Source organism: Pontibacter toksunensis (assembly GCF_042686245.1).
GTDB lineage: Bacteria > Bacteroidota > Bacteroidia > Cytophagales > Hymenobacteraceae > Pontibacter > Pontibacter toksunensis.
Genome location: NZ_JBHUOX010000047.1, coordinates 1 through 13921, shown reverse-complemented (window position 1 = coordinate 13921; position 13921 = coordinate 1). Strand labels below are relative to the sequence as shown.

Here is a 13921-nt window from a genome sequence, read left to right as displayed (position 1 = left end):
TTTTAGCGATGTCGATGCCCACGCACTGTCTTGTCATCTGTTCCATAGCATGAGTGGTTGAAGTAAGCGGCCTTCTTTCTCCCTCGTCTTGCCTTTTGTCTTACACTTGCTTATCCAAGGTGATAGCATTAAGATCTGTCCAGACTCTCAGAGAAAAGGTAAGGGGGGAATGGAGCTTCCTTTTTTACGGTATAGTACTGCTGACTTACCTGCCCCTCAGCCTCTCATTCCCCTTGGTCAATGCACCTAGTCTAAAACGATGAAGTGACCATTTTAAAAACCTACTATAAAAGTAAAAGCCGCTTCATATCAAATGGAGCGGCTTTTTTTGTTTGATAAAGTCACCAATTTCCCTTTCGGTTAATCTGGCTGTCTATGTGGTAGTATACTATCTTGTTATTCTGAAAGCTGTTTTAGTAGCTCATGCTTTACCTCCCGTTCTACATCAATAGTATCCGCCGAATGTAGCCTTGTTGCCAATGAGTCAATTCCAGTATGGCTTTGCAGCTCCTCGTCAGCTATATTTTGCAGCGTATCCAACGCCATGTCAGTACCTGCTTCAACAACATTTCCGAAAGTTTCCTGTAAGTCGTTTCTTGCAGAGCAAGATGCCGCACCTAAAGCTATTGCTATATATAATATCTTCTTCATCTTATTAAATCAGTTATTCCTTAAAAATCCTTAAAAACTTTTTTCAAGGCTATACCCCCCCGTAGCTTTTAAACAGTTCCTTCCTGAGGGGTTCTTCATCTCTGGCAGTGGCTCAGAAGAAGTGGAGTGCCTTTAAAGCACTTACGCTCACAAACCTTTCTGATAGTCGGCTTCTTTTATGCCATATCTTATGTGGCAGACTCTGAGGGCTCCAAAAACTACGCCACCATTCTATTTTACCCGTAGCTTTGTAATTTACCCTAAGGATGAACATCAAAAGGTTTTATCTGCTCATATCACTGCTTTTGCTGTTCGTTATCCTCAGCAACACATTACGCCATTTTGAGGCCTCTGATCCGGACATTCCCAACAACACTGTGGAGCAGGCCGTGTGGAATACCTTCTTAACCCTGACTACTGTAGAGTGAACTAATTAATTTGCAGTTCCAGCCTTTGGCCTGGGTATCGAAGGTAGCAGATACAGACTAATCTGGCACCAGAATTTCTGAGATTTGCAATACGTTTTCCCGAAACAGGGCTTCCTTGCTGCTATTCAACTAATAAACTATAGCTCACGTATCTAAAATTCCACCTCTTATCTCATCCCAATGCATGAGAAACCAAGGCTGTCAAAACACGGAAATCTGCAAGATGCCTTCGGACAAAAACCAGAAGCAGGCAGAAGCGGTGAGCCGAAGCGCGCTCTGAGTTTCACTGATGCGGTTGCGGTTATCGTGGGCATCGTGGTAGGCGCGGGCATATTCCGCACGCCTTCGCTCGTGGCAGCCAACACCGAAAGCAGCACCTCGTTTCTATTGACCTGGATATTGGGCGGAGCCGTGTCCCTGGTTGGGGCACTTTGCTATGCCGAGCTCACCACCACCTATCCTCACACCGGCGGCGATTATCATTTCCTGAAGCAGGCCTTCGGCAGGCGGCTCTCCTTTCTGTTTGCCTGGGCACGGATGAGCGTTATTCAGACAGGCTCTATTGCTCTGCTTTGCTATATCATTGGGGATTACCTGGCACAAATTCACAGCATCGGCACTTACACCTCCGCTTTATACGCTGTTCTGGTGGTGGCAGCCTTGACGGGCATCAACATCATCGGGGTGAGAGCCGGTGCAGCCGCGCAGAAACTCTTGGTTGCGCTGGAGGTGCTCGGAATCCTGATCATCCTGGTAGCCGGATTCTTCTTCGCTCCGGCCGGGTCAGCCCCCCCTGCTACAGACCCCGCCCCTGAGCAGGGTAACTCCCTAGGTTTAGCCATGGTGTTTGTGCTGCTGACGTTTGGAGGGTGGAATGAAGCGGCCTATATTTCTGCAGAACTGAAAACGGGCCGAAGAGGCATGGCAAAAGTACTGATTCTGAGCATCTTTATTATCACGGCAATATACGTCCTCATTAATGTGGCTTACCTGCATGTGCTCGGGCTCAGCGGAATGGCAGGGTCTGATGCTGTGGCAGGTGACCTGATGCGGCTTACACTTGGAGAGGGAGGCGTTGTGCTGATTGGGCTCATCGTAACCGTTTCGGCCCTGACCTCCGCCAACGCCACCATCTTCACAGGTGCCCGCACCAACTATGCCCTGGGCAGAGATTTTAAGGTTTTCGAGGCTCTCGGCAAGTGGAACCCGCAGACGTCCACCCCTGTAACTGCCTTTGTGGTGCAGGGGGCCATATCACTGGCGCTTATAGGCTTGGGCCTGTTTACACGGAACGGCTTTGAAACGATCGTGGAATACACAGCACCAGTTTTCTGGTTTTTCCTGTTGATGGTGGGCATTGCTCTGTTTGTGCTGCGCAGGAAGAATCCCCTACAGCAACGCCCCTTTCGCGTGCCTTTCTACCCGGTTACGCCTCTCATTTTTTGCTTTACGAGTGCTTATCTTTTTTATTCCAGCTTAGTCTATACCGGACTTGGGGCTGTGGTAGGAGTAGTTGTGCTGCTGTTGGGCATCTTACTTCTTCTGGCCCTGCCGACGAATGACAAAGTCCAGCCTACAAAGACTACGCCTGATAGTGGCACCTGATGCATAGCTTTCCGGAGCGGATGATTCTTCTTAAATGGCCCTGCGCTACTTCCCGAGGCAACAATTTCTATTAAGATGATTGCTTTGTTAAGTTAATATTCATTACACACCCTAAACAACTGAATCCCAATGGATTCGTAATTAAATAGGTTTTAGCCTGAGACGAAACAAGTGCGGATGCACCTGGTGGCGTAACTCACATTTGAAAGCAGCCTGCGACACAAGCCGTGCTTGAAGCGTGTCGCAGAAGGCAGTACTTGCCTATGGTCTATAAACTTTTATTCACTTAAATACTGAAAGTATGAGAGTATCTGTGTATTCCCGCTGTGCTTTACTTATGATTGTCTTTTTTGCAGCTGCGCTTGTGCAGTCCCCGAAGGCGACGGCACAGAACCTGGATGTGCCCTATGTTCCTACCAGCCAGGAGGTAGTGGACGCAATGCTCAAACTGGGCAAGGTTAAAAAAGATGATGTTCTGTATGACCTGGGTTGCGGCGACGGACGCATTGTGGTCACAGCAGCCAAGCAGTACGGCACAAAGGGCACAGGCGTGGATATAGACCCGCAGCGCATTGAGGAAGCGAATGCCAATGCGAGAGAAGCCGACGTTACCGATAAGGTCAGGTTCGTGGAAGGCAATCTGTTTGACATGGATCTCAGCGAAGCCACCGTTGTCACACTTTACCTGCTGCCCAGCGTTAATCTGAAGCTTCGCCCGAAACTGCTGCAGCTAAAACCCGGTACCCGTATAGTTTCGCACGCTTTCGATATGGACGACTGGAAACCGGATCAGACCGTGCAGGTAGGCGGCTCCACCATTTTCCTCTGGACCGTCCCGCAGCGTTGATAACATAGCCTCTTCCAATCAACAGAACCGCCAGGGCGGCAGCAAAAATCTTTTGGGTCACAGCTAGCTACCCATTATATGTTGCTCTGCTCCCTTTTAATAGAATCACCTCTTCATAGATACGGTAGAAGGACTGCAGTAGAGAAATCATATACTTGCTCCCGAACGGGTACAGGTGTCATAGCGAATTTCTGTTTTAGACACTCTTCGGACGCTTAAGCCCCTGAAAGATTTATTTTCTGTAAAAAATAAATCTTCCAGGGGCTTGCACAGTGCTGAGAGGCAGTCCAGCATGAGAGGTAGCCTCAAGATGGGCCAAAGAACTGCTTGATGCCGTAAAAGAACAGAAAGAGAACTTAACTCAATCTCCTGTTTGTATGAAAACATCCTCCTACCAAAGTACGAAGCAGCTTTTTGTGCTGCTGCTGCTGTGGTTGTTCCTGGGTGCCGGCGGCGCCTGTCAGGCGCAGGTAGAGCAAAAAGCAGCAATCTATACTACTAAATCACCGGGAACGGGCGGTACAGGCAAAGTATACATGGGCCGCGAAATCGCCCGGGTTATCGGAACGGGCGGGGGTGGCTGGCTTGACAGGAGCACCAGACAGGAAGAAGAGAACTCGCTACGGGCTATTGACAGCATGATGCTAAGCCCTCAGAATGTTGTAGCCGACATTGGCGCGGGTACCGGCTTTTATACTTTCAGGGTAGCAGAGAAAATACCCAAGGGTAAAATATACGCTGTCGAATTGCAGGATGCTTTTGTTTCTGCACTGAAAAAACGCAGTCAGGAACTTGGACTTAGTAATGTGGAAGTGGTGAAAGGCGGTACCAAGAGTATAAACGTACCTGACGCCTCACTTGACCTTGCCTTTATGGTAGATGTATATCACGAACTGGAGTACCCCCAGGAAATGCTGCAGGCAATACACAGGGCATTGAAGCCGGGCGGTAAATTGCTGCTGATGGAGTACCGTGCCGAGGACCCCAAGGTAGCCATCCGGGAGTTGCACAAAATGACTGCTGAGCAGGTAAAGAAGGAACTGGAGGCGAATGGATTCAAGCTCTTCAAGCGTGAGGATTCTCTGCCAATTCAGCATTTCCTGATGTTTGAAAGGATGGAGAAAAAGTAATGAAGCCGATTATTTGATTTATATAGCATTACATGCCATGCAGGGTAATGCCTTAGCCTTCCTAGTGAATTTCCGCACTAGTGAGTAATTATGATCACCCCTCCATCGGTCACCATTGCATCTCTTTACACAGAGAATGATACTGGCTCTGTACAGTTGGTACATTCTAGTCAAGGCTGAAACAAATAGCTTAAACTATCTGCGCCTCGGTGAACTTTGATTTTTTTAGGCAATTTGCTTTAGTGCGACAAATTGCCCGTTTCCTCTACTTTAAACTGGCCCGGTTTTCCGGAGGGCACAACTGACATACAGCCAAATATTAACCCTTTTCGTAAGGAAACATCATGTTTGATAATTAAACTAGCAGTATCTATAACTCGGGTAGTATAAAAAATACCCTCACCTATATATACCTAAAAGACGGAAGCCATGACATTTACCTCCTCCCGCCGCGACGTTCTCAAAAGCCTTGCATTGGGTACTACGGCCGCTCTTTTTTCTCCACATGCGCTACTGGCGGCCACACGCCAGCAAAAAGACCGCCTCGGTGTGGCGCTGGTAGGCCTGGGCTACTACAGCACCGACCTGTTGGCACCGGCCCTGCAGCAGACGAAGAACTGCTACCTCGCCGGCATCGTGACGGGTACCCCCTCTAAGGCCGAGGAGTGGAAGAAGAAGTACAACATACCCGACAAAAACATATATAACTACCAGACTTTCGACCAGATCGCCAACAACCCGGATATAGATGTGGTGTACGTGGTGCTGCCCCCGTCCATGCACTGCGAGTACACGGTGCGGGCAGCAAATGCCGGCAAGCATGTTTGGTGCGAGAAACCGATGGCCATGACGGAGCAAGAATGCCGGGAGATGATTGCTGCCTGCAGCAAGAACAAGAAAAAGCTGGCGATTGGTTACCGCCTGCAGCACGAACCCAACACACAGGAGTACATGCGTATCGTGAACCAGAAGCTGCTGGGCAAGGTAGAGCAGGCAAGCTGCGGCGCCGGCTACCGCGAGAGCCGCACAAACCACTGGAAGCAAACAAAGGAATTGGGCGGGGGGGCGCTCTACGACATGGGCGTGTATTCCATACAAGGTGCGCGACTGGGAACAGGCCTGGAGCCTATCGCCATTGCATCGGCTAAAATTTCCACTACGCGCCCTGAGATATATACCGACATTGACGAGACAACAGTGGCAAAGCTGGAGTTTCCGGGTGGTGTGGTCGCCGACATCAAGACCAGCTTCGGTGAGAACATTAACTACCTGAACATCGCCTGCGAGAAAGGGGAAATCAAGATGGAGCCGTTCCAGAGCTATGCCGGTGTGAAAGGCAGCAGCCCGCTCGGAGAAATCAACCACCCGTACCAGGTGCCTTGGCAGCAGGCAAAGCAAGTGGACGATGATGCCATGGCTATCATGCAGAACAAGCCGATGCTGGTGCCAGGCGAGGAAGGCCTCCGTGACATCCAGATAGTGGAAGCAATCTATAAAGCCGCCGAGTCGGGCCAGCGCGTGAAGCTGTAGGGTGAGAATTACTTTTCAATATATGTCAGGATGAGTTTCTACAACCGGAAAAGGAGGTATTCAGCGCTTGGATACCTGACTCCTTGCCAACCTGAAGACCTGTTGCGTAGCATAGCTGTGGCTGCCTGAAAAAAGTCCCCAGTAAAATGTTGCAGCTTTAATGTCCATGTGTTTCTATGGATAGTAGACCCTGAAAAACCGAGAAAGCGTTTTCTGTGTTCATTCGATTTAGGTGGCAGCTTTTACGGCAGGCCTTACCTCTCTGGGCGAAGAATTTTGATACTTCCGTCCAAAATACACCATAGAGAAAGCAGTAAGCAGGACACCGATTGCTGAAAGGCCTATCACACTGTTTGAAAAGAAGGTTACCCAGTTCAACTGAACCCTGAATATCTCCTTGCTGAACAATACCCCAACGCTGCCCACGTACCCGAACGAATCGGCCAGGTAAATCAGGAAGCCAACGTTCCCGGTATACCTGAAGGTGGAAATCAGCCGGTCGAAGAACACGGCATTGAAGGGGATGTACACCATGTATAAGCCAAGCCCCACAAGCATCATCCACCAGATGGGTTCAATGGATTCAGCGGTAAAGAGCAGGGTTGAAACACCGGCGAGCGCAAACCCTATCAGAATAAAAACATGTGCCGTCTGCAGGGCCTTGTAGTTGTTCTTGATGAGCACCATGCTGCCAATCAAAACGAGGATAACCAGGGTGATGGGGGTTTCGGTTTTCGTAAATATAGCCGGCTGGTTGAAATACCCCAGCTCTTTCCACATCTCAGCCCCGAAGTTATCACGTATGTCCCGGAAGATGGTCGCAAAAGAGTAGATCAGGACGCATGCAGCAATGCCGGCATAAAACTCCTTTACAAATCTTTTCCTGTCATCTTCGGTCATGGCCGTGCGCTCTGTTCTTTGTTGAACGTCTTCGGCACTGGGTGGTGGAATCCTCTCCATCAGATACACAAAAAGCAAAAGTGGCGGGGCAAAAACCGCACCGGTGCAGAATGGCACCCAGAACTCTGATACGCCAAATTGCACCATCAGCCAGGCTCCAACAGATTTGACAAACCCGGAGGCGAAGATGAAGCTTACCGCCAAAGTAGCACCAATGAAATCAGTGCTCCTCCTGCCCTCCACATAAGAGAAAACAACTCCCCAAAGCATTCCTAAGGGAAAACCGTTTATAAAAAGGAAAACGATGTTGTAAGGCAAGGGCACCAGCGCGAAAAAAAGCCAGCTTAACCAGGAAATCCCCGTCAGGAGGAGAATCACGCTCCCTCTGCCAGTTCGCCTCAGCTCCGAGATATACTTGATGCCGTAGAATTTGGCCAGCAGGTAGCCTAACATCTGACTGATGACCAGCACCGTCTTGTAGCTATACCCGGCTATTTCAATACCATCGAAAGTAGCCACCGTGAAAGACTTTCTAAAGCCAAAAATCATGATGTAGGTTAGAAAGACCACAACGGCAGCATATAAGGCGACTTTTATCTGGCTCCTTTTCATTGGGGTATTCTCCGTCATGCCGTTTCCCTCCGTTAGCTCGTTCATAATGCTACTTTTGCATCGGGAATGTAGTTAATAGCGGTGGAAGTTTCAAAGTGGTTGTAGAGAATTGTGCAGGGTTTCTTAGGAACAGACACTCTCTAAGTTGCTCTAGCTTAAAATTTGTTGAACTTCGCTTTTGCAGTGTCCTACTCCCTGACCATCATTTTTAGAAAGTAGCACAATTCTTCTACCATCAATTGATATGTTCCTAAAGCCGTCATATCATCGTGGATATGGCTCGATGACGCAATACAAAGGTCTAAGAATTTTTAAAGCCGCTTCACATTAAATGGAGCGGCTTTAACGTTTATAGAAGGTTTTACTGCTCAACCTCCTCAACAACGCCTTCTACACTGTGCAGCAGAAGCAGAAGCTTAGTTATAAGGACCAGCGGCTGGTACACAATACTGGCGAGGCGTAGCCAAAGCATGACGTATGTGCCGTGTTAGTAGCTTTTACTCTATTTTTTTACCTACCTGAGAACAGCACTAAATTTGACTTTCTGTCAAGGATCTTATAGCCTGTATGGTCCAACGACAGATTCCCGCTGTCCAAGGCAAGGTATCTTTGCATATATACTTCACCTGGCTCGTCCTTGTAAAGAAATCTGGTGAATCCATATCTGGTACTACTAAATCCTTTTATGTTATTCCTTTGCAGTAAAGTCAGGTTATTTTTTAGAAGGTGCCAATCTGAACTGTTTAAATGGTCCAGCTCTGGCACCTGCTCTTGACTTAGGGAATCAAAATTATTGTAGTTCGTCTGGTTGATGTAAAGCTGGTTGTCTTTGACAAAGACAAGGCTAACTGAATCATCAAACTTGCTGAAGATACTATCGACCTGAAATATTGCATGTTCAATCGTAGCAACATCATCCTTCAGCTCTATGTAGTTGCTGTTTGCACATGAGTTGATGATAGTAGCTACAAAGATGAATATGTAAATAACCTTCAAATTCACTCGATTCCTGATAATTATAAATTGCTAACGGGTTAGTACCTGTAATTTTTATTTTTGGTTTTGATGGTACTCCCAATTTCCTAAAAGTTGTTCCATCTCCTGCGCCCACAGGTATTATCCCTGAGTGCTTTATTGTCTGCTGTTCCCATAGCCATCATCAATTCTTCATAATGCCTATCTGAGAAGTTTGCGTACAGAAAAGCGTCCTCGCCATTTACTCGGATGACTTTTCGACAAACTGTTTGTACAGAGTAAGACTAGCCAACTGAAGAGTTCATGAATGCTGCCTCATACTCTTCTTCATGGTTCAAAGTAACCACCTGGCAATTGTTCCTAAGGTCTATGCTTACTGGATTACCAGCACCGCCAAAACCTATACTTACAAAGTACATGCGCTTATTCTCTCCCGTCTCATAGGTATCGATGCGACTTAATTCCATTCTGATTCTCCAGCGAATTATAGGAATGGTGCAGCTGATGCTGGTAGTACAACAAATGACAAGAAGAAGGATGTTTCTTCATTTAATCCCTTGTCAGAAATGTAAGGCACATCAAACCTATACAGTTCTTTAGACTCCCATTTCATTATCAGCTCTTTGTAATTCATTACTATATGTGCTAACAGCTTGACTAAGCACGCCTTGGTGTGGTTTAGGTTTTGTTGTGCTCTCGTTATTTTCTCTTTCTAGACATTTTTTGCTACAGCTCTTTTATTGCGTGACCATTCACTCCATGAGCCTACATATAGCTTAGGCATTCCTAATCCCGCATACGCTACTGCTAAAATGGTATGGCAAGCTGTTACTCCTGAACCACAATGGACAACAATATTTCTTATCTGCCTTCTGTCAAATATTTTTTGATACTCTGCCTTAAACTGAATTGGTGGTAAGAATAGATCTTGTTCGTCTAAGTTCCTTGTGAAAGGCACATTGATTGCCCCAGGTATATGTCCTGCAACCAAGTCAATAGGCTCTGTTTCTCCTGTGAAGCATTTACTTTCCCGAACATCTATAGCAAGATGGTCTCCGTCTTCTGAAGCCTTTCCAACTTCGAATATATCAGCTGTTGGTAACCCCCATCTTTCAACTTGATAAGTTTCAGAAGGAATAGGAACCATTTTCTTTGAGTTTGTGGGAAAGCCTATTCTTTCTGCTTCTTTAAAACCGCCATTAAGTACCTGCACTTTTTTATGTCCTACAGCTCTTAACATCCACCAGAAACGAGCGGCTGCATTTGTGCCATTTTTGTCGTCATAAATGACCACATGACTTTTTCTTGAAATACCAAGACTTGTCAACACGTCTGAGAAATGGGCTATATCTGGCAATGGATGTATGCCCCCAATAGACAAATCATCTTTAATGTAAGCTAACTGCGTGTTTAAGTCAATGAATAATGCGCCGTCTAAGTGTTTATCTTCATAGTTAGTTCTGGCATTGCTTCCATTGCTCACGTCCACTAGTACCAAGTTTTCTGTTTGGTAAACTTTGAGTAACTCAGCTGCTTGTATGATTGCAGAAATATGGGCAGGCATAAGGATAACAAATTGTCTTATTATGTATTAAGTTTTGTTTAAAACGGCGCACAACTAAGGTATAAGCGGAAGTCTATTCGTCTTATCTGTCAAAAGCGACTGATAACCGGAATCAGACTATCGAATATACTATACATCCACGTCAATATACCCCACCCCGCAGGTAATTTACCAAAAGCCGCACCTCCTCCAGGAGGCTATATGGGGGCACGCTGATAACAGGTTATATAAAGCAGGGCTATCTGCTCCTTGTTGGTTCAACATTTTTAGGAGCATGCCAGCCTGCTACTATCCTGGGTTTGCGGTGCTAATGCTGCTATTCTTCTTTATATCACCTCCTGCCCCTGTTTCTGACTTAGCAAGAAAATATTTACCTTCCGGCACCAACTGGCTTAGGTGCCGGAAGGAAGAAATTAAACGACTTGTTACAGGTATGCTCTCAAACAAGCATTTGATATTCATGGAAGTGGCCAGGGTGCTAAGTTTTACAAAGGCCGGTGAGACACTTTTCATTAGCCAGTCGGCCATCAGCAAGCAGGTAAAGGGACTGGAGGAATTCTACAAAACCGGCCTGTTTGAGCGGAGCGGTAACAGTATCAGCCTGACAGCGGCCGGAAAACTGCTGTACCAGAAACTACTAGAGGCAAAGCAGCTGCAACAGGAACTCCATCAGGAGCTCAGCGAACTGAATGAGCACTTCTCGCCACAGGTTAGTATGGTCATCGGCGCAAGCACCACCATCTCCCTATACATCCTGCCACCTGTTTTGTCCGCTTACCTTCAGCAGAACCCCAACGCGCAGCTTACCCTGAAAAACCGCAACAGCGAGAACATTCTCAAAGCTCTTCTTGACCATGAGATAGACCTTGGCATTGTGGAAGGCGTGAACAAGCTGAGCAACGTAACCTACACGCCCTTCCTCACAGACGAAGTGATAGCGGTCTGCTCCTCGAGAAATCCACTGAAAAAGCAGCAACTGGAACTGAAGGACCTGTACACCACTCCGCTTGCCCTGCGCGAGCCCGGCTCGGGCACACTGGCGGTGCTAGAGGAGGCACTAGAGAAGAAAAAGGTTAAAATGCCAGACCTGCCCATTAAGATCAGGCTGGGCGGTACCGAGGCATTGAAGAATTTTGTACGGGTAGACACCTGCCTTGCCTTTCTGCCGCGGCAGGCCGTCCTGAAGGAGCTGCAGTCCGGTGAGCTGGTGGAGCTGCCAATAGAGGGCCTCACTATAAAGCGGAACTTTAACTTTATCCAGCGAAAGGGGACCGAGAACAATGCCCCCTACAGGGGCTTCATACAATTCATGAAGCGCAGGTATTCCAAAGAGGAATAGCCTATTCCTTTTTACCCTGCTGTTGCATCATAGCAAATTAACAACTTGCCAAGGCAAAAGCGTATTTGCTAAACATGAACACCACACATAACAGTACTACTCCCGAAAGCCTCATCAGCTTTTTGGAATGCTCCTCCTGCGGCAAACCCTACACAGCCTTTGAGTTTCACAGGCTGTCTCTATGCTGCCAGTTGCCGCTGCTGGCCCGCTATGACCTCGAGGAGCCGGTCAGCAAAGAAGTGCTGCACCGTCGCCCAGGCACGATGTGGCGCTACCGGGAGCTGCTGCCTGTGCTCCGTAAAGAAAACATGGTGAGTCTTGGCGAGGGCTTTACCCCTATCCTCCCACTCCCTACACTATCCGGTAAGTTTGGCTTTAAGGAGCTGCTCCTAAAGGACGAGGGTCAGAACCCCACAGGCTCCTTCAAGGCACGCGGCCTGAGCATGGCCGTTTCCAAGGCGAAGGAGTTTGGAGCACATGGTTGCATCATCCCGACAGCCGGTAACGCGGGTGTGGCACTGGCTGCCTACTGCGCGCGGGCAGGGATGAGGGCAGTGGTCGTGATGCCACGGCACACGCCCAAGGCCTTCAGGGAGGAGTGCCTCTGGTACGGTGCTGAGGTGCACCTGGTAGACGGCCTGATAAATGACTGTGCCGCCAAGGCAGGAGCGCTTAACACCGACGGCTCTTTGCTGGATGTGTCCACCCTGAAGGAACCTTACAGGCTGGAGGGTAAAAAAACCATGGGCTACGAGATAGCGGAGCAGCTCGACTGGCAGCTGCCCGATGTTATCCTCTACCCTGCAGGCGGCGGCACGGGCCTTATCGGTATCTGGAAAGCCTTCCATGAACTCAAGACCATAGGCTGGCTCGCGCCTGAAGCCAGGCTCCCGAGGATGGTTGCCGTGCAGGCGGAAAACTGCATGCCCCTGGTTGAGACTTTTTTTGGCAGACAGCAGAATGCACAGCACTACGTGGGCAGGCCCACCATCGCAAACGGGCTTGCCGTACCCAGGCCATTGGGTGAGCAGCTCATGCTGAAAACGCTATCCGAGTCAGGAGGAACAGCCATTAGTGTGACGGAGGAGGAAATGGTGCTCGGCATGCAGGAGCTGGGCAGGTCCGAGGGACTCTTTGTTGCCCCGGAGGGTGCGGCCCTATGGATGGCTGCGCGGAAGCTGCTGGCCACTGGCTCCATTCTCCCGCAAGAGCAGGTGCTGCTGCTCAACACGGGCTCAGGGCAGAAGTACATGGAGAACGTCGAAGGCAAATACAATGTCTAAAGTGAGTAACTATTAAACTATATTAAAAATTGGATTAGAAAATAAAGAGAAACCTCTTTATTTTCTAATCCAATTCCAGCCTCTGGGGGCTGTTTCTCCCATAACTACTGTTATGTTAAACAGGTGGCGTGTTACAACGATTAGTACAAAAACCAACCTATAAGGCAGATTATGTTCAAGATAAAAGGCAAAAGCAAGGTTGACTAACCTTGTTTTTGCCTTTTATCGCCTTCTGTTCAAGCTAAGCCACTGGTTTAGCCTTTACCAGTATCAAAGAGTGATTAAGCAATTCATTTCGTTTTTGTTACTCTCCAGACCATGCCTGTTCCCCTGTCAAACTCAACCGGGAAATGCCCCTCCGCTATGCGCTTCAGGCTTGTTCTGTGCGAGCCAAAGTCAACGATGTACATGGCCCCGTCCGGACCAAATTTCACATCATACGGCCTTTCGATTCCTTCGCCCAGCCGGCCCTGCTGGGAACCGGGACCAGGTTTCTCGTTCTGAATAAAAGCGTGCACGGTGTGCTCCCCGCTGCCGCTGGTCTTCATCCGAACAATACGGTTGCCTGCGAACTTGTCTCTCAAGGGGTTGGTGATCCACTGGAAGTCCCCGTACTCAGGCACAAAGAGGTGATCGGCATAGTCCCCCCAGCCCTCAGGCGCCACATCAGGCTTTGAGGGGGAAGCGTTCACTTCATGCAAGCCAAGAATCAGCGATGTGTCTGGCTGCTCCAACCCGCTTGCCTTATGGTCAATGAGAAAATGCAGCTCTTTTGCCACTCTTTCCCTGCCTTTATAGGTAGGCGGAATGGCGGAGCTGTTAGGCTTGAACCTGGCATCGGTAACAGGGGAGAAATTAGCCGCAAAGTCAGGCCATCCGTACCAGGCGCCTTCTCTCACCCGGTAGGTGCCGTCGTGGTAGTCGTTGATAGGCCTGCCGGCGGCATTGTCATAACCATTTACCGCGATAAACATCTCATTGTCCCTGTTCCATGCGATTCCTATGGCATTGCGGAAGCCCCAGGCATAGGGCTGCACTGTCGCCTCGGCATTCTCCG

13 protein-coding genes are annotated in these 13921 nt (G+C 48.5%); 7 read left to right on the top strand and 6 right to left on the bottom strand.

Going from position 1 to position 13921, the window contains the following annotated elements; genetic code table 11:
- Nucleotides 1–396: 396 nt before the first annotated feature.
- Nucleotides 397–651, bottom strand: a complete 255-nt coding sequence (locus ACFS7Z_RS26250; RefSeq protein WP_377492097.1) for a hypothetical protein — start codon at nucleotides 649–651, stop codon at nucleotides 397–399.
- Between the two features lie 266 nt (nucleotides 652–917).
- On the opposite strand from ACFS7Z_RS26250, the gene ACFS7Z_RS26245 reads away from it, so the two are divergent.
- From ACFS7Z_RS26245 to ACFS7Z_RS26225, 5 genes are all read left to right on the top strand, one after another.
- Entirely contained in the window at nucleotides 918–1079 is a 162-nt protein-coding gene (locus ACFS7Z_RS26245; RefSeq protein ID WP_377492094.1) for a hypothetical protein, read from the top strand.
- Between the two features lie 180 nt (nucleotides 1080–1259).
- The gene (locus tag ACFS7Z_RS26240) at nucleotides 1260–2684 is read left to right on the top strand and encodes an APC family permease (RefSeq protein ID WP_377492091.1); all 1425 of its coding nucleotides are present in this window, start codon (nucleotides 1260–1262) and stop codon (nucleotides 2682–2684) included.
- Nucleotides 2685–2985: 301 nt separating this feature from the next.
- Nucleotides 2986–3531 (top strand): SAM-dependent methyltransferase, encoded by a 546-nt coding sequence (locus ACFS7Z_RS26235; protein ID WP_377492088.1) that lies wholly within the window; start codon nucleotides 2986–2988, stop codon nucleotides 3529–3531.
- Between the two features lie 377 nt (nucleotides 3532–3908).
- Nucleotides 3909–4661, top strand: coding sequence for a class I SAM-dependent methyltransferase (locus ACFS7Z_RS26230; protein ID WP_377492085.1), 753 nt, complete (start codon nucleotides 3909–3911; stop codon nucleotides 4659–4661).
- Between the two features lie 429 nt (nucleotides 4662–5090).
- A complete protein-coding gene (locus ACFS7Z_RS26225) occupies nucleotides 5091–6191 on the top strand; it encodes a Gfo/Idh/MocA family protein (RefSeq protein ID WP_377492082.1) in 1101 nt (366 codons plus the stop codon).
- Nucleotides 6192–6419: 228 nt separating this feature from the next.
- On the opposite strand, the gene ACFS7Z_RS26220 is transcribed toward ACFS7Z_RS26225, so the two are convergent.
- The 4 genes from ACFS7Z_RS26220 to ACFS7Z_RS26205 all read right to left on the bottom strand — a co-directional run bounded on the left by ACFS7Z_RS26220 (nucleotide 6420) and on the right by ACFS7Z_RS26205 (nucleotide 10242).
- Nucleotides 6420–7748, bottom strand: a complete 1329-nt coding sequence (locus ACFS7Z_RS26220) for a DUF5690 family protein (protein WP_377492079.1) — start codon at nucleotides 7746–7748, stop codon at nucleotides 6420–6422.
- Nucleotides 7749–8213: 465 nt separating this feature from the next.
- A complete protein-coding gene (locus tag ACFS7Z_RS26215; protein WP_377492076.1) occupies nucleotides 8214–8699 on the bottom strand; it encodes a hypothetical protein in 486 nt (161 codons plus the stop codon).
- A 263-nt stretch (nucleotides 8700–8962) separates the two neighbouring features.
- Nucleotides 8963–9145: a hypothetical protein gene (locus ACFS7Z_RS26210; RefSeq protein WP_377492072.1), complete on the bottom strand. Its 183-nt coding sequence runs from the start codon at nucleotides 9143–9145 to the stop codon at nucleotides 8963–8965.
- Nucleotides 9146–9390: 245 nt separating this feature from the next.
- Nucleotides 9391–10242, bottom strand: a complete 852-nt coding sequence (locus tag ACFS7Z_RS26205) for a sulfurtransferase (protein WP_377492069.1) — start codon at nucleotides 10240–10242, stop codon at nucleotides 9391–9393.
- Between the two features lie 433 nt (nucleotides 10243–10675).
- Between ACFS7Z_RS26205 and ACFS7Z_RS26200 the strand changes: the two genes are divergently transcribed.
- A complete protein-coding gene (locus ACFS7Z_RS26200; RefSeq protein WP_377492066.1) occupies nucleotides 10676–11581 on the top strand; it encodes a LysR substrate-binding domain-containing protein in 906 nt (301 codons plus the stop codon).
- Nucleotides 11582–11655: 74 nt separating this feature from the next.
- Nucleotides 11656–12864 (top strand): threonine synthase, encoded by a 1209-nt coding sequence (locus ACFS7Z_RS26195; RefSeq protein WP_377492063.1) that lies wholly within the window; start codon nucleotides 11656–11658, stop codon nucleotides 12862–12864.
- A 290-nt stretch (nucleotides 12865–13154) separates the two neighbouring features.
- On the opposite strand, the gene ACFS7Z_RS26190 is transcribed toward ACFS7Z_RS26195, so the two are convergent.
- On the bottom strand, nucleotides 13155–13921 hold a 767-nt coding region (locus ACFS7Z_RS26190; RefSeq protein ID WP_377492060.1), incomplete at its 5' end, for a hypothetical protein.

What these genes read in the sequence shown, in the direction of transcription:
- ACFS7Z_RS26220 (WP_377492079.1), bottom strand. Translation starts at nt 7,748, where the DNA reads ATGAACGAGCTAACGGAGGGAAACGGCATGACGGAGAATACCCCAATG.
- ACFS7Z_RS26245 (WP_377492094.1), top strand. Translation starts at nt 918, where the DNA reads ATGAACATCAAAAGGTTTTATCTGCTCATATCACTGCTTTTGCTGTTC.
- ACFS7Z_RS26240 (WP_377492091.1), top strand. Translation starts at nt 1,260, where the DNA reads ATGCATGAGAAACCAAGGCTGTCAAAACACGGAAATCTGCAAGATGCC.
- ACFS7Z_RS26235 (WP_377492088.1), top strand. Translation starts at nt 2,986, where the DNA reads ATGAGAGTATCTGTGTATTCCCGCTGTGCTTTACTTATGATTGTCTTT.
- ACFS7Z_RS26225 (WP_377492082.1), top strand. Translation starts at nt 5,091, where the DNA reads ATGACATTTACCTCCTCCCGCCGCGACGTTCTCAAAAGCCTTGCATTG.
- ACFS7Z_RS26205 (WP_377492069.1), bottom strand. Translation starts at nt 10,242, where the DNA reads ATGCCTGCCCATATTTCTGCAATCATACAAGCAGCTGAGTTACTCAAA.
- ACFS7Z_RS26200 (WP_377492066.1), top strand. Translation starts at nt 10,676, where the DNA reads ATGCTCTCAAACAAGCATTTGATATTCATGGAAGTGGCCAGGGTGCTA.
- ACFS7Z_RS26210 (WP_377492072.1), bottom strand. Translation starts at nt 9,145, where the DNA reads ATGGAATTAAGTCGCATCGATACCTATGAGACGGGAGAGAATAAGCGC.
- ACFS7Z_RS26195 (WP_377492063.1), top strand. Translation starts at nt 11,656, where the DNA reads ATGAACACCACACATAACAGTACTACTCCCGAAAGCCTCATCAGCTTT.
- ACFS7Z_RS26230 (WP_377492085.1), top strand. Translation starts at nt 3,909, where the DNA reads ATGAAAACATCCTCCTACCAAAGTACGAAGCAGCTTTTTGTGCTGCTG.
- ACFS7Z_RS26250 (WP_377492097.1), bottom strand. Translation starts at nt 651, where the DNA reads ATGAAGAAGATATTATATATAGCAATAGCTTTAGGTGCGGCATCTTGC.